24 protein-coding genes are annotated in these 21,508 nt (G+C 41.1%); 12 read left to right on the plus strand and 12 right to left on the minus strand.

The window, feature by feature from the left end; genetic code table 11:
• Positions 1 to 4: 4 nt before the first annotated feature.
• The gene (locus FGG15_RS17500; RefSeq protein ID WP_138838733.1) at positions 5 to 286 is read left to right on the plus strand and encodes a DUF427 domain-containing protein; all 282 of its coding nucleotides are present in this window, start codon (positions 5 to 7) and stop codon (positions 284 to 286) included.
• A 72-nt stretch (positions 287 to 358) separates the two neighbouring features.
• Here FGG15_RS17500 and FGG15_RS17505 read toward each other — a convergent pair whose 3' ends face one another.
• Positions 359 to 655, minus strand: a complete 297-nt coding sequence (locus FGG15_RS17505) for an isoamylase early set domain-containing protein (protein WP_138838734.1) — start codon at positions 653 to 655, stop codon at positions 359 to 361.
• 162 nt (positions 656 to 817) lie between these two features.
• The gene (locus FGG15_RS17510; RefSeq protein WP_138838736.1) at positions 818 to 1,897 is read right to left on the minus strand and encodes an aminotransferase class V-fold PLP-dependent enzyme; all 1,080 of its coding nucleotides are present in this window, start codon (positions 1,895 to 1,897) and stop codon (positions 818 to 820) included.
• Between the two features lie 53 nt (positions 1,898 to 1,950).
• Between FGG15_RS17510 and FGG15_RS17515 the strand changes: the two genes are divergently transcribed.
• On the plus strand, positions 1,951 to 2,340 hold the full coding sequence (locus tag FGG15_RS17515; RefSeq protein WP_138838738.1) for a 2TM domain-containing protein: 390 nt from the start codon (positions 1,951 to 1,953) through the stop codon (positions 2,338 to 2,340).
• Positions 2,337 to 2,828, plus strand: a complete 492-nt coding sequence (locus tag FGG15_RS17520) for a dihydrofolate reductase (RefSeq protein WP_138838740.1) — start codon at positions 2,337 to 2,339, stop codon at positions 2,826 to 2,828. Before FGG15_RS17515 ends, FGG15_RS17520 begins: the two co-directional genes overlap by 4 nt.
• A gap of 3 nt (positions 2,829 to 2,831) precedes the next feature.
• Here the strand turns inward: FGG15_RS17520 and murI are convergent, their stop codons facing one another.
• The 8 genes from murI to FGG15_RS17560 all read right to left on the minus strand — a co-directional run bounded on the left by murI (position 2,832) and on the right by FGG15_RS17560 (position 10,919).
• Positions 2,832 to 3,611, minus strand: coding sequence for a glutamate racemase (murI, locus tag FGG15_RS17525; protein WP_138838742.1), 780 nt, complete (start codon positions 3,609 to 3,611; stop codon positions 2,832 to 2,834).
• Positions 3,612 to 3,700: 89 nt separating this feature from the next.
• The gene (locus tag FGG15_RS17530; protein WP_138838744.1) at positions 3,701 to 4,210 is read right to left on the minus strand and encodes an OmpH/Skp family outer membrane protein; all 510 of its coding nucleotides are present in this window, start codon (positions 4,208 to 4,210) and stop codon (positions 3,701 to 3,703) included.
• A gap of 49 nt (positions 4,211 to 4,259) precedes the next feature.
• Positions 4,260 to 5,096 carry an OmpH/Skp family outer membrane protein gene (locus FGG15_RS17535; RefSeq protein ID WP_138838746.1) on the minus strand — a complete coding sequence of 279 codons (837 nt, stop codon included), beginning with the start codon at positions 5,094 to 5,096 and terminating at the stop codon, positions 4,260 to 4,262.
• Positions 5,097 to 5,196: 100 nt separating this feature from the next.
• Complete coding sequence (locus tag FGG15_RS17540; protein ID WP_138838748.1) at positions 5,197 to 7,866, minus strand: BamA/OMP85 family outer membrane protein; 2,670 nt, start codon at positions 7,864 to 7,866, stop codon at positions 5,197 to 5,199.
• A complete protein-coding gene (locus FGG15_RS17545; protein WP_138838750.1) occupies positions 7,838 to 8,578 on the minus strand; it encodes an isoprenyl transferase in 741 nt (246 codons plus the stop codon). The genes FGG15_RS17540 and FGG15_RS17545 overlap by 29 nt, the downstream gene beginning before the upstream one ends.
• Positions 8,579 to 8,580: 2 nt before the next feature.
• Positions 8,581 to 9,267, minus strand: coding sequence for a type IX secretion system protein PorG (gene porG / locus FGG15_RS17550; RefSeq protein ID WP_138838752.1), 687 nt, complete (start codon positions 9,265 to 9,267; stop codon positions 8,581 to 8,583).
• 112 nt (positions 9,268 to 9,379) lie between these two features.
• Entirely contained in the window at positions 9,380 to 10,261 is an 882-nt protein-coding gene (locus FGG15_RS17555; protein ID WP_138838754.1) for an NAD kinase, read from the minus strand.
• A 1-nt stretch (position 10,262) separates the two neighbouring features.
• Positions 10,263 to 10,919, minus strand: a complete 657-nt coding sequence (locus tag FGG15_RS17560) for a CBS domain-containing protein (RefSeq protein WP_138838756.1) — start codon at positions 10,917 to 10,919, stop codon at positions 10,263 to 10,265.
• 86 nt (positions 10,920 to 11,005) lie between these two features.
• Here FGG15_RS17560 and FGG15_RS17565 point away from each other — a divergent pair, with 86 nt between their 5' ends.
• From FGG15_RS17565 to clpX, 7 genes are all read left to right on the plus strand, one after another.
• The gene (locus FGG15_RS17565; protein WP_138838758.1) at positions 11,006 to 11,722 is read left to right on the plus strand and encodes a pyridoxine 5'-phosphate synthase; all 717 of its coding nucleotides are present in this window, start codon (positions 11,006 to 11,008) and stop codon (positions 11,720 to 11,722) included.
• Positions 11,722 to 12,492 carry an alpha/beta fold hydrolase gene (locus FGG15_RS17570; RefSeq protein ID WP_138838760.1) on the plus strand — a complete coding sequence of 257 codons (771 nt, stop codon included), beginning with the start codon at positions 11,722 to 11,724 and terminating at the stop codon, positions 12,490 to 12,492. The genes FGG15_RS17565 and FGG15_RS17570 overlap by 1 nt, the downstream gene beginning before the upstream one ends.
• A gap of 131 nt (positions 12,493 to 12,623) precedes the next feature.
• Positions 12,624 to 14,126, plus strand: a complete 1,503-nt coding sequence (locus tag FGG15_RS17575; protein WP_138838762.1) for an SGNH/GDSL hydrolase family protein — start codon at positions 12,624 to 12,626, stop codon at positions 14,124 to 14,126.
• Positions 14,127 to 14,203: 77 nt separating this feature from the next.
• Positions 14,204 to 14,548 (plus strand): phage holin family protein, encoded by a 345-nt coding sequence (locus FGG15_RS17580; protein WP_138838764.1) that lies wholly within the window; start codon positions 14,204 to 14,206, stop codon positions 14,546 to 14,548.
• 100 nt (positions 14,549 to 14,648) lie between these two features.
• Positions 14,649 to 15,971 (plus strand): trigger factor, encoded by a 1,323-nt coding sequence (tig, locus tag FGG15_RS17585; RefSeq protein ID WP_138838766.1) that lies wholly within the window; start codon positions 14,649 to 14,651, stop codon positions 15,969 to 15,971.
• 90 nt (positions 15,972 to 16,061) lie between these two features.
• Positions 16,062 to 16,742, plus strand: coding sequence for an ATP-dependent Clp endopeptidase proteolytic subunit ClpP (gene clpP, locus FGG15_RS17590; RefSeq protein ID WP_138838768.1), 681 nt, complete (start codon positions 16,062 to 16,064; stop codon positions 16,740 to 16,742).
• A 92-nt stretch (positions 16,743 to 16,834) separates the two neighbouring features.
• Complete coding sequence (gene clpX / locus FGG15_RS17595; RefSeq protein ID WP_138838770.1) at positions 16,835 to 18,070, plus strand: ATP-dependent Clp protease ATP-binding subunit ClpX; 1,236 nt, start codon at positions 16,835 to 16,837, stop codon at positions 18,068 to 18,070.
• Here clpX and FGG15_RS17600 read toward each other — a convergent pair.
• Both FGG15_RS17600 and FGG15_RS17605 read right to left on the minus strand, forming a co-directional pair.
• The gene (locus FGG15_RS17600) at positions 18,067 to 18,606 is read right to left on the minus strand and encodes a hypothetical protein (protein ID WP_138838772.1); all 540 of its coding nucleotides are present in this window, start codon (positions 18,604 to 18,606) and stop codon (positions 18,067 to 18,069) included. The genes clpX and FGG15_RS17600 overlap by 4 nt on opposite strands.
• Positions 18,607 to 18,771: 165 nt before the next feature.
• On the minus strand, positions 18,772 to 20,292 hold the full coding sequence (locus FGG15_RS17605) for a GH3 auxin-responsive promoter family protein (RefSeq protein ID WP_138838775.1): 1,521 nt from the start codon (positions 20,290 to 20,292) through the stop codon (positions 18,772 to 18,774).
• 98 nt (positions 20,293 to 20,390) lie between these two features.
• Here FGG15_RS17605 and FGG15_RS17610 point away from each other — a divergent pair, with 98 nt between their 5' ends.
• Complete coding sequence (locus tag FGG15_RS17610) at positions 20,391 to 21,185, plus strand: DUF2797 domain-containing protein (protein WP_138838776.1); 795 nt, start codon at positions 20,391 to 20,393, stop codon at positions 21,183 to 21,185.
• Between the two features lie 70 nt (positions 21,186 to 21,255).
• Positions 21,256 to 21,483, plus strand: coding sequence for a hypothetical protein (locus tag FGG15_RS17615; protein ID WP_138838778.1), 228 nt, complete (start codon positions 21,256 to 21,258; stop codon positions 21,481 to 21,483).
• The last annotated feature ends 25 nt before the right edge of the window (positions 21,484 to 21,508 follow it).

Genomic DNA, 21,508 nt, shown 5'->3' on the forward strand with positions numbered 1-21,508 from the left:
GACCATGAAAGCTATTTGGAACGATACCATAATTGCAGAAAGTGACGATACCGTTGTAATCGAAAACAATCATTACTTTCCTGCTGAAAGCATTAAGAAAGAATACTTTAAATCCAGTGAAACGCATAGCACCTGTCCGTGGAAAGGAGTTGCCTCATACTATACCTTGGAGGTAGATGGAAAAGAAAATGTGGATGCCGCTTGGTATTATCCTGAAGTGAGTGAGCTGGCCAAGACCATTAAAGGAAGAGTGGCCTTTTGGAAAGGAGTTTCAGTGGTGCAATAGTACCCCTAAAAAACATAGGACTTATAGAACCAAGAAGCAAGACTTTGTCTTGCTTCTTGGTTCTTTTTTTTACTAAAGCTCTAGAACAGCATTTTCCGTCCCAGCATAATCGTTCCATTGGTAACGATCCGCCTCAGTTTCATTAATGTAGGTTCCGTCCACCAAATATCTAAACTCGAAGGTGTTCTCTTGTGGAAGGTCAAAGGTTCCTTTGAAAGTTCCGTTTTTCAACTTTTTCAAAGTACTTTCTTTTGGGTTCCAGTTGTTGAAATCGCCAACAACAGCTACTTTCTTAGCTTCTTCCGCAGGCACAGTAAATGTAACTTTACATACTGGCTTACTTTTTAGGTATTGTTTCTTTATTGCCATGGTATTCTAATTTTCGTATTAAAATCACCGCAAAACAAAAGATAAAACCGTTTACGCACAATAAGTTATAACCGATTTATCATATTGATAAAATGCGCCTAACAATAGGATTACCTTTACAAAATTAGGGTGTGAAATTTCACAAAATATGATATGCGTCAGCTAAGATTTTAAGATATCGACAATCGCATCAATCTCATTTTCCGTGTTATAGAAGTGAAAACTTAATCGAATTCCGTTTCCGCGGAGCACACAGACCACATCTTGTTGACTTAGTTTTTCAAAAAGGGCTTGATCTCCCCTTACATTAAAAATGGTACTATGAATGTCCCTTTTGGCCACGCAATCCTCCAGTAAGCCCAAGGAAGTGAATTCCTGCTTTGCTTTTTGGGACAATAATTTTAATTGATTTTGAATGTTTTCCATGCCTACACTTTCCAGAAAGTTTAGGGAAAACTGAAGACTCCCAAAACTCATGGATGATAAATGTCCTGGCTCCAATCGCTTGCAAAAAGGGCTGTTTTGATAATCCTCACCCATTCTGTCCACGGACCAATTGCCCACAGCATTTAAATTGAACCTTTTCTCAGCTCCCTCCTTCACCAAAAAGAATCCATTTCCATAACCGGCCAACAGCCATTTGTAGGCACTTGCTCCCAGGACGTCAATTCCAGATTGCTCAAAATTGAACTCTTGTGTACCACAAAATTGGGTAGCATCAGCGATAATCAAGAGCTTTGGAAATTCTTGTTTTATTTTCTTTAAAAACGCCAAATCGATTTTAATGCCGTTGATCCATTGTACCAAGCTAAGAGCCAAAACATCAAAGTTTCCCCCGCTAAGTTTCGCATGGATCTGCGCTTCCAAATTTGCCTCAATGGTTACATAATCTTTCTCAAATTTTCTGGTTTCGAAAGGCCAATTGAGGGATGGATAATCGTTGTGGACAAGGAGCACCCTGCAGTCCGTAGGTAATCCTTCCAGCAACAGGTTAAGCCCCAAAGTGAAATTGGGCACCAAGGCAACGTTGGAAGCCTTGCAGCCAAAAAATTGACCCACTGTGCTTCTTACCTCATTCATTTTGCCATACCATTTTTGCTTCATGTGGCTACCTCCAATCAGATAATCCAAATCATGCTCCTGGCGCCATTCCATCAAATCTTCGTACAAAAGACCCGTAGCCGCCGTGTTGGCATAGATGCATTGTTGCAGGACAGGGAACTTCTTTCTGAGGTTTTGCATTGGGTTATTTTGGTTGTAATTCAATTATATTTGTTGTTAAAGATAGCCATTCCATGTTCTCAAAAAAGAAACAAGAAAAATCTGTGGATATAGAACAACACGAGCTGCTGGAACATGCCCAAAAACGTATAAAGCAGAAGAAAAGGTTGTTTTCCCACTTTGTGATTTTTTTGATCGGAAGTATTTTTTTGGTCTTGATCAATAAAATACTCAAATACGGAGAGGCTTACGATTGGTTTGTTTGGGGGATTCTTTTATGGGCATTTTTGTTTATTTTCCACTTCTTTAATGTGTTTGTGACCCATAAGTTCATGGGCAAGGATTGGGAACGTAAGCAGCGCGAAAAACTGGTGAACCAGCAAAAACAACGCATTTTAGAAATTCAGAAGGAGATCGAGACGGAATTTCCTTTATCCAGCATCAATAAAAAAAAAGATCAATGAAGCAATTGATCATGATTGCCGCGGCAGCGGAAAACAATGCCCTAGGCATCAACAACGACCTTCCCTGGCATTTACCGGATGATTTTAAACGATTCAAGCAACTTACCTCGGGGCATAAAATAATTATGGGCCGTAAAACCTTGGAGAGCTTCCCTAAGGCCTTGCCCAATAGGGAACATATTGCCATAACCCGGGACAAAAATTACCGGCCCAAGTTTCCCTGCCAAATTGTACATTCTTTGGAAGGTGCTTTGGATCTAGTTGGCCCGGAAGAAACTGCATTTATTATTGGTGGGGGAGAAATCTACCGACAAGGGATGGATATTGCCACAGACATTGAACTGACCCGAGTACATGCTGAAGTGGAAGCTGATACTTTTTTTCCAGAAATCGATGATCAGGTTTGGGAATTGGTGCAGGAAGATTTCCACCCAGCAGATGAAAAGCATAAACACAGCTTTACTTACCAAACTTATCGAAGAAGATAGTTACTAAAAGTCCAGATATTCTATGTAAACACTTGGGCCCAACACAAAAGAAGACAATATATTGGTATCTGTATTTGAATAAAACCAATGGGCAGTCCAATTTTTCATCTGAACCGCTAATTGGTTCTTCTCCAATACCGCTTTTGTCTGTCTGGCAACAGCTTCTCCGGAATCAATAATGGTTAGTCCAGAAGGCACCAATTCCTTGATCAAAGAAATCAAATACGGATAGTGGGTACACCCCAGAACAAGACAGTCAATATGCTGCTCTAACATGGGGTCCAGGTACTTTTTTAAGAGTGTTCTAGTCTCATCTGCATGCAATTTACCTTCCTCAATCAATTCTACCAAACCTGTTCCCTCCTGCTCCAACACGGTAATTCCCTGTGCAAACATTTTGGAAGTACTGTGAAACAATGTACTGGACAAGGTCCCTTTGGTGGCCAACACTCCTACTTTTTTGGTTTTGGTGTGTAATGCAGCAGGTTTAATGGCCGGTTCAATACCTATAAAGGGAACGTCATAATTGGCACGGAGAAAATCGATTGCATTGGTGGTTGCCGTGTTACAGGCGACCACAATGAGTTTGCAGTTCTTTTCAATTAAAAGCTCCGTATTCTTGATGCTAAGTTCGAGGATTTTCTCTTTGGATTTAGCACCATAGGGCGCATTGGCACTATCGGCCAGATATATGGTATCTTCATAGGGAAGCAATTTTTCAATCTCCCTCCAAATAGAGGTACCACCAATACCGGAATCAAAAATACCAATGGGTTTAACCATATCTAAAAGTAAGTACTATAGTTAAGTTTAGGGCACAAAAAAACCGCTTTTCAAAAGAAAAAGCGGTTTCAAATATTTTAAAGTAAAACTTAGAAGCCCAATTCCTGTTTTACAGATGGAAGCAAGTCCTTTCCTTTGGCAACGATCAAGCTCAATCCTGGGCTGGCATCAATAACGTAATCAAAGCCTTCCGCTGCGGCAACTTTTTCAATGGCTGCTTTGGCCTTATCAGAAATAGGAGCAAACAATTCTTGTTGTTTTTTCTGCATTTCCTGAATGGCGGCCTGCTCTGCTGCCTGTATATTTGTTTCATACCCCTGAAGTTCTAACGCTCTTTTTTCATTCTCTTCTCGAGATTTGGCGCTGGACTCATTACGATATTGGTTGGCTTTATTTCTAAATTCGGTCATGGAGCTTTCGATATCCGCTCTATAGGTTTCCTGCAATTTTTTAAGCTCCGCCTGGGCAGCTTTCATCTCCGGCATATCAGATAGCAATTGCTGTACATTGATGTGGGCAACCTTGCTCTGTGCGTTTACAAAACCCGTAGCTGCAACAAATAAGACTAGAGCTACAGCAATCTTCTTTACATTTCTCATGATTCTCTAAGTTATACTATTTTGAATGTTACTATTTAGTGTTTCAATATTATTGTTGTATTGAATCCTGTTGTTGTTCTTGCGCTTTTTTTCGTTCCTCCAATTTGGCTTTCCGCTTGGCATCGCGCTCTTCCAATAATTTTTTTCTTCTTGCTTCGTAGGCTTTCTTCCGTTCTTCTCGAAGCCTTAACTGCTCAGCTCTTCGATCTTCTGCTTCTTTAGCCTTGGCTGCTTGCGATTCCTCTGCTTTGGCTTGCCGCTCCTTAAGTGCTTCGCTAATCTCTTTTTCCTCTTCGGCCTGCTCCTCCCTAAACTGATCTAGCCTATTCTTTTCTTTGGTTTTTTTGTTGGATTTGCTCACCTTTCTGGTTCGACCTATCTCCCTTAAAACCAAGTCACTGATGTCGTGTCTTTTTTCGGAGTACAACATTACAACATCTGCGGATTTATCAAAAATAAAATCGTATCTTTTATTACCGCCTATTTTTTGTACTTCATTGAACACTTGGTCCTGTATGGGCTGAATCAACAGCTTTTTTTGCAGTACCAAATCCCCTTGGGGTCCAAAACGATCTTGCTGATAATCCAACATTTCGGTTTCCAAAATTTGGATTTCTTCCTCACGTTCGGCAATCAATTCATCCGTTAGCAGGACTTTTTCTGCCATAAGATCCTTCTTCATCTGCTCAATTACACTTTGTTTGAGCTCAATTTCCTGTTTCCACTTTACGGCCTTGGCATCCAATTGCTCCGTGGCGTCCCGGTATTCCTCTACATTTTCCAAGATATATTCCATATCTACATATCCGATACGCACCCCTCGTTGTGAGAAACCATTGATAGACACCATTAGAACCGTTAATGTCAAAAGAACTTTGGTCTTCATTTTTTGATTCCGCTTTTTAAAAAGAAAATATCGTGCCAAAATAACTAATTAATTTAAAATGAGTTATTTACATCTGTTTTAAGACCCGATTATTCTTTGGTTAAAACTGCTGCCCGATAATGAAGTGCGTTTGCCAGCCGCTTGGTCCACTAGAGGATGGATTGGCATCTGTGTCAAATCCATATCCAAAATCGATACCCAATAGACCGAATGCCGGCATAAAAATACGTAGCCCCACTCCGGCAGATCTTTTTAATTCAAACGGATTATACTCACTAAAATTGTTAAAGGCGTTACCCGCTTCCAAAAATGATAGGGCATAAATGGATGCAGAGGGTTTCAAGGTAAGTGGATAACGCAATTCCATAGAGAATTTATTGTAGATGGTTCCACCATCACGCTCTTGGTTTCCGGTTACCGGATTTGTGCTAAAAGGCGTAAGTGAACTATTCTCATACCCACGTAACTGAATTACGTCCCTACCATCCAAGGTAAAGTTTCCAAGACCATCTCCCCCTACGAAGAAACGCTCAAAGGGTACAGCTCCAATATCATTGTTGTAACTTCCCAAGAATCCGAACTCAGCATTGGTTCTAAGTACCAATTTATCTACTAAGTTGGTGTACCAGTCACCTTTGAACTTGATCTTGTAAAATTCCAATAGTTTAAATCGTTCTTCTTCCAATAATTCCAGTTGATTACTCAGATCCGCAAATTCTATTTGCTCCTCTGCAGTTGCTGGACTAGGACCAATCTCGAACAGCCTTGCGGTAATATCATCAATATCGGAACGAATCTGCTTGAAGTCTTTACCACCGAATAAGGAATAAGGAGGCGTAAATTTTGCGGTCAGCTCAAAATTGGAACCGGTAAGGGGGAAAATTCTACTGGGACCTTGCGAGCTTCTGGAAATCCCCAAAGTGTAACTTAAGGAATTGGAGCTTCCATTTCCAAAGTTGAAAAGCCCATTGTTAAAATCATTGAAATCATACAATTGGTAGCTTGCCGAATGGGAAATCGTAAAGAAATCATCAGGCCATTGCACCCGCTTTGCCAATCCTGCAGAAATTCCCGTTATAGCGAACCCACGATCCTTATCCACATCAATTCTACCTCTATTGGTGAAACTGGTGGCAAATTGCTGTGTTCTGGATAGGGACAAATTAAATCGAACTGGTTTTTTACCGCCCAACCAGGGTTCCGCGAAGTTAAGACTGTATACTCTAAAGGTTCTACTTGCTTGCAGTCGTAAGGCAAAGGTCTGCCCATCTCCCATAGGAACCGGCTTGTAGGCCTCACCGTTAAAAATATTCTTCAAGGAGAAGTTACTAAAGGAAAGTCCTAAGGTACCAATGAAACCTCCACCTCCAAATCCACCTTGTAGCTCAATTTGGCTGGAGCCGGACTCCACTAAGCTATATTGAATATCCACAGTTCCCGCATTGGGGTCCGGATTTTGGATATCCGGGGTAATCTGTTCTGCATCAAAGAACCCTAATTGACCCAATTCCCGAATACTTCGTACAATATTATCCTTGCTGTATTTTTGTCCCGGACGGGTACGCAATTCCCTAAAAATTACGTGGTCATTGGTTTTATCGTTACCCACTACGGTTACGTGATCCAAAAAAGTCTCTTTTCCCTCAATAATCCTGATTTCAAAATCGATGGTATCATTTACCGCCGAAACCTCAACAGGATTGATACTGGAAAAAAGGTAGCCATTGTTCTGGTATAGGTTGGTAAGATCTTGTCCATCTGGTTTAGAATCGTCCGCGACGCGTTTTTTGAGCAATACTCCGTTGTAGGTGGATCCTTTTCTAATACCCAAGACCTGACTCAACTGCCTATCGGTGTACACTGAGTTCCCTACAAAATTGATGTCCCCAAAATAATACTTGTCCCCTTCCTCTACATTGATTCTTAAGTCGATGTTATTCTCATCCACTTTAACGAAGGTATCAGAAAGTATTCGGGCGTCCCTATAACCTCTCTCCGCATAAGCGTCTACCATGTTGGAAAGGTCTTCCCTGTAATCAGCCTCTATGTATTTGGATTTTTTCCAGAAACGGTAGATTTTCTTCTTCTTGGTCTTCTTTAAAGATTTGCGAAGACGCTTGTCCGTTAACTTTTCATTGCCTTCAAAAACAATGTTCCTGATTTTTACCTTGTCACCTTTCTTTACATTGATGACCATGTTTTCCGTATTGGTCCCAGTGGTATCAGAAGCGGTTACAATATGCACTTGGGCATTCAGGAATCCTTGTTTTTTGTATTTGTTCTGAAGGTAATTTTTGGTGTTGGCAATAAGGCTTTCTGTTATTTTCTTGCCTTTCTTAAGGTCCGTATCGTTGATGATATCCTCTACCTTGCGTTTTTTAACTCCATAAACGGTTACATTGGAAAGTGTGGGACGCTCCAAAATGTTTAATTCCAAGAAAATCTGGTTGCCCTCAATTTTGGTGTAATAAAAGTTGACATCACTAAACAACTCCAGACTCCAGAGTTTTTTAATGACGGCACTGATTTGGTCTCCAGGAACGGTTATGGGCTGCCCCACCCTAAGTCCGGTATACGTCTTAACCGTCTGCTCGTTGTAGCTTTGGAGCCCGCTAACGGTCAACCCACCTAAAATATATTCCTTCCCGTCCTCAAACGAGGTTTCTTGTGCAAAGCTTTGGGCAGTAAAAAAGAGTAGAAGGAGTAGTTTAAGGTATACTTGGGTGCTATTTTTTATTAGTTCAATTGAGTTGTTCGCTAGTTTTTCCAAATCGTCGTTCTCTATTTTGGTAACTTAATATTGCCTCTACCAAATGATGCTCACTAAAATCGGGCCAAAATACATCAATAAAATATAATTCGGCATATGCAATTTGCCAAAGTAAAAAATTACTGATTCTTTGTTCGCCACTTGTCCGAATTAGCAAGTCCACATCTGGCAAAAAATGCGTGTAAAGATGTGTATTAATAACGGCTTCGTCAATATTTTCAGGTGAAATTATATTATTTTTAACTTTGAACGCTATGTCCTTTACGGCAGATTTTATCTCTTCCCTAGACCCATAACTCAACGCCAAGGTAAGTGTCATTCCAGAGTTATTTGCTGTTTTGGTTATGACTTCGGTAAGTTCTTTTTGCGCCTTTGAAGGCAAAGATTCAATATTACCAATGGTATTTAGACGTATGTTATTTTTGTGCAAGGTTTTAAGTTCCTTGCGAAGAGAGGCCACCAGTAGTTTCATTAAGGTCTCCACTTCGACTTTTGGGCGATTCCAGTTTTCGGTGGAAAATGCATATAGCGTTAGATAGGATATCTGCAGTTTAGCGCAGTTCTCCACTGTTCTTCTAACGGCTTCCACGCCATTCTCATGTCCAAAAACCCTTAATTTTCCGCGTTGTTTGGCCCAGCGGCCATTGCCATCCATTATAACGGCAACATGTTGGGGAAGTTTATGCTTGTCTACGTCCTCTAAAGTGTGCATTTCTATTCAAAACAATCCTGGCAAGGTTTACGCCCAAAGGTATACGTCAATGTAAAACCTGTAAAGACATACCAGTCATCGCTTAAAATATTTCCGAACCTAAAAGGTTCGAAATTCGAACCTGCAGGATTGCTGGCATCCAGATTGTCCGTAAAGGTATATCTGGCCCCAATCTCCGCTCCCAGAATCAAAAACTGATTTAAGCGATACTTAGCCCCCACCGTCATTGGAATTGCAAAACTACCTTCTTTTTGGTTAATATCCTGCACCACAAGGGCATCAAAATAATTAAAATCGTACCTAAAGTAGGTGAAACCCGTGTAAAGATAGGGCGTAAAGGCAGGACCAAGCTTGTGAAGATTATATTCAACAAAGTTGAATTCCAAGCCAGCGGATGCTTCCAACACCGAATTGTCTATATTATAGCCCCGTTGCACGCGTGAACCTTTACTGGATTTGGAGTCATCAAAGGACATGGACCCATACAGTACACTTGCCCGCCAGGCGTATCTTTTGCTTTTGTTCCATTTGAAGATTCCGCCAAAGGCAGGGCCGGTCGGTGAAATATAATTGGTGCTCCCCACATCCCCAATGCCATTGGCTCCTCCGGCAAACACACCTATTTCATAGGTCTGTGCATTGACCGTGAACATACCGCTCAAAAAAATAGCAAACAAAACTATTCGCATACTATCCAGAAAATTATACATATTAGAGGTAGAGGAAGGTCAATAGAATACTGGGTTATAAACGTTCTCCCTTGTTAAACAGTTTTTGGCTTCTTTTATTGTTTTGAATGGGTTAATTGCGCTTATCTTGGCCCCAAAGCAATTTGTTGCGAAGCGTCTTCAAGAAACTTTCCGATTTATATTCTATCATTTTTACGCTGAAATCTGATTTTTTTATCCTGATTTCCTTGCCGTTTGGTATACTCGCAATTCTGGAATCCAAGGAAACCAAATGGTTTTCCTCCCTACCGGACACTTTTAATCGAATTTGGGTGTCGTCCGAAATAACCAATGGCCTTGCGTTAAGGTTATGCGGTGCAATTGGAGTAAGCACCAAAGATTTTGCTGAGGGTGCTATTACCGGCCCGCCACAACTCAAGGAATATCCGGTGGATCCCGTCGGGGTTGACACAATCAAGCCATCTGCCCAGTAAGATGTGAGATACTCCTCATTCAAATACGTTTCTACAGTAATCATCGATGTGGTATCCTTTCGGCTTACCGTAATCTCATTCAAGGCAAAATTCAGGTCTTCAAATTCTTCCAAATCTGGTCCCACGGCCACTTCAACCAAGCTTCGTTCAACAATGCTATATTGTCCGGCCACAAATTCTGTGACCACCTTTCTTACATCTTCTTTTTTAAAGGTGGAAAGAAAGCCCAACCGGCCCGTATTCACCCCAACGATGGGTATTCCCAAATCCCTTATATAGGTAACAGCTCTGAGCATGGTTCCATCCCCTCCAAAACTCACAAACATATCAAAGGAGCCATCCAAGCCAGATGCTTGTGAAAATTTTCCATGTGGATATCGAGATAGACACCCATCAATCTTTTTGCAAAAGTCTTCCTCTATAAAAACGGATGCTTTGATCCCTTGAAGTTCCTCCAACAGTTCCAGTACAAAAGCCTTGTCCTGCTCTTGGAAAGTCTGACCGTAAATTGCGACCTTCATGCTAAACGTTAAGGTATTTCTCTAAATAATCTGACCGTTGTTTTAAATCCTCCAAGAATTGGTCATCGCTGTTGCCAAATACAATTGTATAGTTATATCGTCTAAAAGTCTGGGCCACTTCATTAAGGTTAAGGGTCCCAATCTTTAATGTAATTTGAACCACATCATTCTGTGAATCGGTAATAAAGGCTCCCAGTAAGCGGGCATTATTGCCCTCTACAATCTGGGCAATCTCGCTGAAAGAATAATCCTTGATTCCGGTGGCTATAACCAAAATCCCTCCCGGCTCTTTAAAGAAAGGGGTATCTATAAAATCCGCAACAACATCTTCCAAATCGTAATAGCCCGTAATAACATGGTTTTCATCCAAAACTGGAAGAATATTGGCCTGGTTACGTGAAAACATTTCCAGAACATCCAACCACGAAGTTTCCTTGGTTACCGAGAACGTTTCCAAGTCCACCCTGAACTCATCAATGGTCTTGTTTGGTTCAAAGCAGGCCAGGTCATTTTCAGAAAGGGAACCAATGTAAGCCCCGTTCTCAGAAACTGCCACATGCGAAAATGTCGTCTCCTCAAAAAAACGAATCACATCCGCCAAGGTTTCTGAAACCTCAAAAACTGGAACCGTTGTTATTATTCTATTCTGGATTTGCATAACAATTCTATTAGGTGCAAAATACTAATTTTAAATCGCAAAAGGCGTGCCTAATTCTTATTTTTGGCATTCTAAAAAGGAAGTTCATGACAAAATTGAGCGTCAATATAAATAAGTTGGCAACCTTAAGAAATTCTAGGGGCGGAAACGTCCCAAATCTCATTCAATCTGCAAAGGACATAGAGTCTTTTGGGGCACAGGGAATCACCATTCATCCCAGACCCGATGAGCGGCATATCCGTTATCAAGATGCACGCGACCTTAAGGATGTGGTAAGCACAGAATTCAACATTGAGGGAAATCCGATTCCCAAATTTGTGGATTTGGTGCTGGAGGTGAAGCCAACCCAGGTAACTCTGGTTCCTGATGCTGTTGATGCATTAACTTCCAATGCCGGCTGGGATACCATCAAACACAAGGACTTCCTTGTGGATGTGATCAAAACCTTTAAAGACCACGGAATTCGTACTTCAATCTTTGTTGATCCAAATGAGGAGATGGTAAAAGGTGCGGCGGAAACAGGTACGGATAGAATAGAATTGTACACGGAAAGTTTTGCGCAGACATTTTCACAAGGTAAAAAAGATGAAAGCATTGCGAAATTTGTTCAAACTGCACTTGTTGCCAACGACTTGGGCCTAGGAATAAATGCAGGCCACGATTTAAGTTTGGACAATATCCAATTTTTCCAGGAAAATATTCCCAACCTTTTGGAGGTGTCCATTGGCCATGCGCTGATTTGTGAATCCATCTACCTTGGACTTGAAAACGTGGTCAATATGTATTTACACCGATTGAAATAATGGAAATACTTCATTCAAAAATTATTGGAGAAGGAAAACCACTGGTCATTTTGCATGGTTTTTTGGGCATGTCAGACAACTGGAAAACATTGGGAAACCAGTATGCCCAGAATGGATTTCAAGTGCATTTGGTAGATCAACGCAACCATGGCCGGAGTTTTCATTCAGATGAGTTTGACTACGAGGTGATGAGTCAGGATGTATTTCGCTACTTGGACCAATACCAAATTGAAAAAACCAGCATCATCGGTCACTCCATGGGAGGTAAAACCGCTATGCAAGTGGCTACTGAGCATCCCCAGCAAATTGAAAAATTGCTGGTAGCCGATATTTCCCCAAAATATTACCCCCCGCATCATCAAGCCATCGTGGATGCCTTGGTACAGTTGGATTTTGATTATATCAAATCTAGAAAAGAAGCGGATGAATCATTGGCCCAACACCTGGACGATGTAGGAATTCGTCTGTTTTTGCTAAAAAATCTACACTGGGTAGAACCCGACAAACTTGGTCTCCGGTTCAATCTGGACATCCTTAAGGATAAAATGGACGAAATAGGAGAAAACTTAGCGTCTTCCGCTGTTTTTAACGGGCCCACATTATTCCTCAGGGGTGACCGTTCGGAGTACATCCTTCCCAATGACTTTCCGGGCATTCATAGGCATTTTCCCAATGCCAACATACAAACTGTTGAAAAAGCCGGACATTGGCTCCATGCCGAGAATCCCAAACAGTTTTTTGAAAAGTCACTACATTTTTTGAATTCATAAAATTTACCGCATTTTATTATGCATGCATAATTTTTTTGCCCATTTTATTGTCTGGATAACAATTTTGATCTAGATTTGGTACTATTGGATTAACCCCTTGTTAACATAAACTAACTCTAACAGATAATAAGATGAAAAAGTTTTATGCCCTAATGCTCCCTCTTCTAGGGTTAATGATTGCATGTGAAGATGATGAGGCACCAGTTGCCATGGATCCAGACCCAACACCGATAGAATACACATCCGGTTCTGCAGATTTTAGCAACTATGTGGCCGTGGGTAATTCCCTTACTGCTGGTTTTTCAGATAATGCGCTCTTTGAATCAGGGCAGGCAGCCTCTTTCCCCAATATGTTGGCCACCCAATTTGCTCTGGCCGGAGGAGGTAACTTCAATATTCCATTTATGGCAGATGATTTAGGCGGAGCTACTTTAGGCGGAAATCCTATACTTGGCAACCGATTAATTCTTTTGTTTACTCCAGATGGTCCTGCTCCAACTGAAAAGAGTGGAACGGGAACTACAGAAATTTCCACCAAACTTTCAGGTTCATTCAACAATATGGGTGTGCCCGGTTCCAAGAGTTATGAACTGTTGGCCCCAGGATATGGAAGTGTAACCGGTGTGGCCTTAGGAACAGCCAATCCCTATTTCGCACGTTTTTCCTCTGCAGAAGATGCCACGGTGATTGGAGATGCTGCGGCCCAAGCTGCTACTTTTTTCTCAGTATGGACAGGAGCCAATGATATTCTATTGTATGCCACCAATGGCGGGTCAGGAACTGACCAAACCGGTAATTTCGACCCAACTAGTTATGAAAGAAATGATATCACTGACCCCAATGTATTTGCAAATGCATTAAATGGTATTTTAACTACCATGACGGCTGGTGGAGCGGATGGGGTTATTGCCAATATTCCAGATGTCAGGGATTTGCCTTACTTCACCACAGTTCCACATAATCCAGTACCCTTGGATGAAGCCACAGCGGCACTCTTAAATGGAGCTTACGCAGCATATAATGGTGGGCTATTGCTCGCACAAAGTTTTAACTTGATTACCGCCGATGAAGTTGCTAAAAGAACAATCTCCTTTGCAGCGGGAGATACGAATGCAGTTGTTCTAATTGACGAAGACCTAACTGATTTAACTATGACGGTGGATCCTGCCTTAATCAACATGAGGCAAGCAACCGCTGAGGATTTGCTGATTTTACCCTCAAGTTCTTTTATTGGGACTTTGGCAAACGAAGTGGATCCAACCTCCATCAATGGGGTTGCCATCCCTTTGGCGGACAATTGGGTACTAACCCCTGAAGAACAAGCCGCTGTTGAAACCGCACTGGCTGCCTATAACGCCACTATTGCCGCTTTGGCCACCCAGTATGACTTGGGACTTGTAGATATGAACGCCAAATTGACTGAATTAAGAGAAACCGGTTTTCCACAATCGGATGGTAGCGTGGTGACCAATGTTTTTGCCACGGGCGGTGGTTTCTCTCTAGATGGAGTGCATCCGGCTCCTAGAGGTTACGCCATTGTTGCCAACGCCTTTTTGGAAGTCATCAATGCCAAATTTGGTTCAGACCTTCCACCTGTGGAGCCTCTAAATTTTACAGGACTCTATATTGACTAATTGAACAACACTTAATTTCATTATATTAAGGGCACCGTTTTATACGGTGCTTTTTTTATGTTCAAAATCCAATCTTCATGAAACTGATTATAAGACTTCTTTTGAACGCCTTGGCAGTAATAATTCTTAGTTATGTGCTACCAGGGGTGGACGTGGATACCTATCAAACTGCCATAATTGTGGCCCTCGTGATTAGTGTTCTCAATATATTGGTCAAACCCATTTTAATCATTCTCACCCTACCAATAACCATTTTGACATTAGGTCTCTTTCTGCTGGTCATCAATGCCATCATCATTTTGACGGCCGCACATTTTATTTCAGGTTTTCAAGTTTCAGGTGTTTTATGGGCCATTATTTTCAGCCTTTTGCTTTCCTTTTTGCAGTCCATTCTACATTCCGTATTAAAGGAAGACAAATAGAAAAGATTTCGTTTGAAATTCAACACTTTAAAAAGTTGTTCCACTGATTAAAATGCCTTACTTTTGCCACCCATTTTTGAATAGCAAATTAAGGTAGGAGATGAATATCACAAAAGAGCAGATCGATGAGCTAAACGCGGTGGTCAAAGTTGCTATCAGCAAGGATGATTACCAACCAAAGGTTGATGAAATCCTCAAGGACTACAGAAAACAAGCTAATATCCCTGGTTTTCGAAAAGGGCAGGTTCCCATGGGCCTTATCAAAAAACAATACGGTAAAGCGGTCTTAGTTGATGAGGTGAATAAATTGCTTCAGGACAACCTCAATAAATATCTCACAGAAGAAAAATTAGATGTGTTGGGGAATCCCCTACCCAAGCAACAAGATGATTTTGATTGGGACAATGAAAATCTTGACTTTGAATTTGAATTGGGTCTTGCCCCAAGTTTCGAAGTAAAGGTGAAAACCAAAAAAGCCATAACTCAATACAAAATTGTCGCTGACAAGAAAATGATCGATGAACAAGTAGATCGTATTCAAAAGCAATATGGAAAATTGGTTTCCAAAACAGAAGTTGGTAAAAAGGATGAGATCATTGGTACTTTTGTAAACGAAGCCGAGGAAATTGAACACAAGACTACCATTGAGCTTGATAAAATAAAAAGTAAAAAGGCTGTTGATGCCCTTGTTGGACAGAAGGTTGGCGAAAGCACTGCGCTTAAGACCAAAGGATTGTTCAAGGAAGACTACTTGCTATCAAGTGCCTTGGGAATTGACCGTGAAAAGGCCGAAAAACTGAACATCGAGGTTACGTTCACTATTGAGGAAATCAATGAACGTGAGCCTGCTGTGCTGGACCAAGAGTTGTTTGATAAATTGTTCGGCAAGGACAATGTAAAATCTGAAAAAGAACTTCGTGAGCGTATCAAAGAAGATTCTGAAAAGCAATTTGAGCAGCAGTCCGATCAAAAATTATTGAACGACGTCACAGAAAAGCTGATTGAGGACACCAAATTTGAACTTCCTTCAGAATTCCTTAAAAAGTGGATTCAGGTAAGTGGCGAAAACCCATTGACAGATGATGAAGCCAGTGAGGAATTTGAAAAGTCTGAAAAAGGTCTTCGTTATCAATTGATCGAAGGAAAGATCATTAAGGAAAATGATCTTCAAGTACAGTTTGATGAGTTGAAGGAGTTTGCCAAAGGATTCATCAAATCCCAAATGGCTCAATACGGTCATTTGGATCCACAAGAAGAGGAATTGGAAAATGTGGCCAACAGGGTTATGAGCAATCAGGATGAGGTAAAAAGGCTCTCCGAACAGTTGATGAGCCAAAAACTTTTGAATCTCTTTAAGGAAAAAGCTAACCTTAAGGTTAAAGAAGTTACCTATGAGGACTTTGTCAAGGAAGCCTATAGCTAGGATTCGGCTAAAAGAAAAATAAGTATCTTTACGGTGCCGGAAAGTTAATTTTTCGGCACCTTTTTTTTAAGCAAAATCGAAAGAAATCCTATGGATTACGGAAAAGAATTCAAAAAATACGCCACCCAACACCACGGGATAAACAGCATGTACTATGACAAGATCATGAGCAGCATGTATCCAGTGAACATGACCCCCAATATCATCGAAGAAAGACAATTGAATGCCATTGCAATGGACGTTTTCTCTCGTTTGATGATGGATCGCATTATCTTTTTGGGTACAGGAATCAATGATCAGGTGGCCAATATAGTCCAAGCGCAGTTGCTCTTTTTGGAAAGCGCAGATGCCGTCAAGGACATTCAAATTTATATCAACTCGCCTGGCGGTAGTGTTTATGCCGGTTTGGGCATCTACGATACCATGCAGTTCATCAAACCCGATGTGGCCACTATTTGCACCGGGATTGCCGCTTCCATGGCCGCTGTATTGCTATGTGCTGGACACGAAGGCAAGCGTAGCGGATTGACCCACTCTCGCGTTATGATCCACCAACCCATGGGTGGAGCCCAAGGACAGGCCAGCGATATTGAAATTACTGCAAGGGAAATATTAAAGCTAAAAGAAGAGCTATATCATGTCATTGCCAAACACTCCGGCCAAAAATTTGATAAAGTAAGCGAAGACAGTGATCGAGATTACTGGATGAAGGCAGAGGAGGCCAAAAAATATGGTATGATTGATGAAATTTTAGTAAGGGATAAGTCCTAAAACCGAACAAAACGGTTAAAAACAGGCGTTTGGCACAAACCAAATCGAGTTTTTTTCCGTTATTGTGGTTGAACTTTATGAGTTAGTCTTATATGGCAAAGGAAAATTTGGAATGTTCATTTTGTGGGAGAAAGAAGCCGGAGACCAATCTTTTGATCGCCGGGCTGGATGCACATATATGTGATAGATGTATTGAACAGGCCCATAGTATTGTAGCGGAAGAGTCCAAACAATCCAAGAATCAAGACCTATCTTCAGAATTGGTTTTGAAAAAACCTATGGAAATCCGTGATTTTCTAGACACTTTTGTGATAGGGCAAGAACGCACCAAAAAAGTGATGTCCGTTGCCGTTTACAACCATTATAAAAGATTGCTGCAGCCCAAGGGCAAAGAAGAAGATGTAGAGATCCAAAAGAGTAATATCGTTATGGTAGGGCAAACCGGAACTGGTAAAACCCTGATTGCCAAAACCATTGCAAGAATGCTCAATGTTCCATTGGCCATTGTTGATGCTACCGTCCTTACCGAAGCAGGGTATGTTGGAGAAGATGTGGAGAGTATACTCACCCGTTTGCTTCAAGCCGCCGATTATAATTTGGAGAAAGCTGAGAGAGGGATCGTCTTCATTGATGAAATTGACAAAATAGCACGTAAAAGCGACAATCCATCCATAACCCGTGATGTTTCCGGAGAAGGCGTGCAACAAGGACTTTTGAAATTATTGGAAGGTACCGTAGTCAACGTTCCACCAAAGGGTGGGCGTAAGCACCCGGACCAAAAGTTCATTGAAGTAAATACTGAAAACATCCTTTTTGTGGCCGGTGGGGCCTTTGACGGCATTGAAAGAATCATTACCAAACGTTTGAACATGCAGGCCGTTGGGTATAGTGCTTCCAAAGCAGAAGATCGATTGGATAACGAAAACATATTGCAATACATCATTCCAAAGGACTTAAAGGAATTTGGTTTGATTCCAGAAATCATTGGTAGACTCCCTGTATTGACTCATATGAATCCGTTGGATTCCAAAACATTGCGAGCAATTCTTACCGAACCCAAGAATGCAATCATAAAACAATATGAGAAGCTTTTTTCCATGGATGGAATCACATTCAGCATCACCGAACAAGCACTTTCTTATATAGTAGAAAAGGCAGTGGAATACAAATTGGGTGCGCGTGGACTTCGTTCCTTATGTGAGGCCGTGTTTACCGATGCCATGTTTGAAATGCCAAGTACCGAAGAAAAGGAATTCAAGGTCACCAAGGCTTATGCCGAGGAAAAATTGTCCCACGAAACCATCAAAAAGTTAAAGGCAGTTTCTTAGATTGCTTTTTTGGTCACTTTTTCCAAAAGATCCAAACAAACTTCAGAAATTATTTTTTCGTCAGAATAAAGTTGATGCCCAAAACTTGGGACTACGTTCAAATCAACCTTAACTTGTTTGGCCCATTTCATGCCCGGTTTGAATTTGTCACATTCCCCAAAAATAAGGTTCATAGGCACATTAGGGCTTTGCTCTTCGTATCGGATACGGGTTGGCGAAATGGCCGTCAAAGATTTCATGGGAAGTCCTTTAAGGGCAGCTTTCCATGCAACGGTTCCCCCCGTGCTAAACGCTAAGTAATGACAAGGTTCCGATTCCTTTCTTAATAAATGGGCAACAGCGGCATCAATACCGCCTTCAACAAAAGCTTTATGGATGTTTTCCTCGGTAGATACGGGAACGTCTATATCTGCCAATTGCTGACAGTCATAAAATTTAATATTGTAGTATTGCTGCAGGTACCCAAAGTACGAAGTTATCCAGAGTCCTTTTTTTACCCCCCACATATCGGAGATAACAACTAGTTTTTCAGCCATGCCAGTTATAATTTAGTTTAGTATTAAGATGAGGGAACTTTGTTTGTTCTTCCAAACTTCAAGCTTAAACGCTAAAAAACCACATTTATTTGTCCAAAAGGAAGGATTGTTCGACGAATGGGGAAGTTTTACGAAAACGTTTTCGTAAATCCATTTTTCTCAAATTTACTTGCGCTCTAAGTTCATTTCCAACAATTCATCCACATAACAACGCTCATTGGATAATCTGGGAATCTTATGTTGCCCGCCCAATTTGTTCTTGGATTTCAGCCAATCATGGAAGAGGTTTTGGCGGGCCATATGTACCTTGGGCATTTTGAGGGTAGTATTGTTATAACGCTTGGCTTCGTAGTCCGAATTCAGTGATTTTAGGGCATTGTCTAAAAATTCGGTGAAGTAATCCACGTCTTTTGGTGGCTTTCGAAACTCAATGATCCATTCATGTCCCCCCTTCTCCTGCCCGTTCATGAAAATAGGTGCAGCGGTGTAATCCATGATTTCCGCATCGGTCTTTTGACAGATCTGCTTCAAGGCTTCCTCTGCATTTTCAATGATCAACTCTTCCCCAAAGGCATTGATATGGTGCTTTGTTCTGCCAGTTATGCGTATTCGATACGGATCTATGGAAGTAAAACGTACCGTATCCCCAATTTTGTAGCGCCACAATCCGGCATTGGTGGTGATAACCATGGCATAGTTCACTCCTATTTTCACATCCCAGAGCGGAACTGCCTTTTCCTCCTTTTCATAAGTGTCCATGGGGATAAACTCGTAAAAAATGCCATAATCCAACATCAACAGTAAATCATCTGCATTATTTCTATCCTGGATTCCAAAGAAACCTTCTGAAGCATTATAGGTTTCATAGAAATTGAAGCTCTTTCTGGGCAACAACTTTTTATATTGATCTCGATAGGGAGCAAAGCTCACCCCGCCATGGAAATACACTTCAAGATTTTCCCAAATTTCAAATAGGTGTCTTTTACCAGTTTTCTGCAAGACATTGTTTAACAATACCAACATCCACGAGGGGACTCCGGCCAAACTGGTTACATTTTCCTGAATACTCTCTTCAATAATGGCCTCCAACTTGGATTCCCACTCACTCATCAGGGAGACCCTGCTACTGGGCGTACTGCTATATTCCGCCCACAGCGGCATATTGTCAATTAAAATGGCAGAGAGATCCCCAAAAAAGGTTCCGTTATCCTCATAAAGTTCCTTACTTCCCCCCAACCTTAGACTTTTTCCAGTAAAAAGCTGCGAATTCTCGTTGTTGTTCAAATAAAGGCATAAAAGATCCTTACTGGATTTATAGTGACAGTCCTCCAAGGCCTCTGTGCTTACCGGAATAAATTTGCTCTTGGCGTTGGTTGTGCCACTACTTTTGGCAAACCATTTGATTGAGGTGGGCCAAAAAAGATTCTGTTCTCCCCTTCTTGACCGTTCAATCATCTCCGCTACACCCTCATAATTTCGAATGGGTACCCTTTCTGCAAATTCCTCATATTGGTTGATGTCTCCAAACCCGTACTTTTTGCCCATTTGGGTATCCTTGGAAAAGTCCACTAAATGGAACAAAACCTCCTTTTGCACATCCAAAGGATACTTCAAAAAAAGCTCTATTTGATGATAGCGCTTTTTAAGCAACCAGGATGCTATGGAATTGAATAAAGGTATTGGCATTTTTGGGTATCTTTAACCGAGTTTGGGGTTAGGTCTATTAGCTAAAATAGGGTATCTAACCCTTATTTTCAAATACGCTTAAAAACAGCCATTTTACCATGCTTTATCAAGGAGTGCTCAGAAAAATGAGAACCGAAAATGGGAATCCCATCCAGTATTTTTTGGTTTTTGAGAACGATTTTATCAATATCAACCAGCTTTTGGACAAGGAAATCCAAATCGATTTTATTAAATACCAGTGCCTGAACTGTGGCAGGGAACGTCCTATATATAGACAAGGATTTTGCAGATCCTGTTTTTTTGAAAGCCCGGCAGCTGGGGATTGGATCATGAAACCTGAACTGAGTACTGCCCATTTGGACAAGGAGGATCGGGATTTGGAATATGAAAAAAAGGCCCAATTGCAGCCCCATATTGTGTATTTGGCTAATTCTAGCAATGTTAAAGTTGGTGTCACTCGAAAAAATCAGGTACCTACCAGATGGATAGACCAAGGTGCCCATGAGGCCATAGAAATTGTGGAAGTCCCAAACCGATATTTGGCAGGAATTACGGAAGTGGCATTAAAAGCACATGTTAGTGATAAGACCAGCTGGCAAAAAATGCTCAAAAACGATATTGAGGACGTGAATCTGGTGGAATGGCGGGATAAACTCAAAACCTATGTCCCGGAAGAAGTCGCAGATTACTTTATCGATTCCAATGCGGAGACCCATTTGGAATTTCCCGTATTGCAATACCCGGAAAAGGTAAAAAGCCTCAATTTGGACAAAACCCCAAGTTATTCTGGCATTTTAAAAGGAGTTAAGGGCCAATATCTCATATTTGAAGACCAAACTGTTTTTAACGTCAGGGCCAACGAGGGTTACTATGTGGGCATAGGAATTATGTAAATGTGACAATGATCAAATTTGAAAATGAATTCTCAAAGAATTAATAACTTACTAACCATAAATTCAACAAATGCTAAAAGAAGTATTACAAACGCTAAAAATGCTCCGGCGTATTGATAGCCCATCTCAAGAGGTTAAGGATTCAGTGGACTTTTTAGAGCAGTCCTTAAAAACCAAAACAAAAGAAAGTCTGTTAGACCTAATGTCCATTGGCGACGTAATGGGTTATGATGAATTACAGGCAAGTTTAAAGGAAATGGACAAGTTTTTGGAAAATCTGAAGAACCAATCCAAATAAATTATTCTTTCTGTCATTCAACAAT

The organism is Flagellimonas algicola (genome assembly GCF_005937185.1).
In the GTDB taxonomy this organism is placed as follows: domain Bacteria; phylum Bacteroidota; class Bacteroidia; order Flavobacteriales; family Flavobacteriaceae; genus Flagellimonas; species Flagellimonas algicola.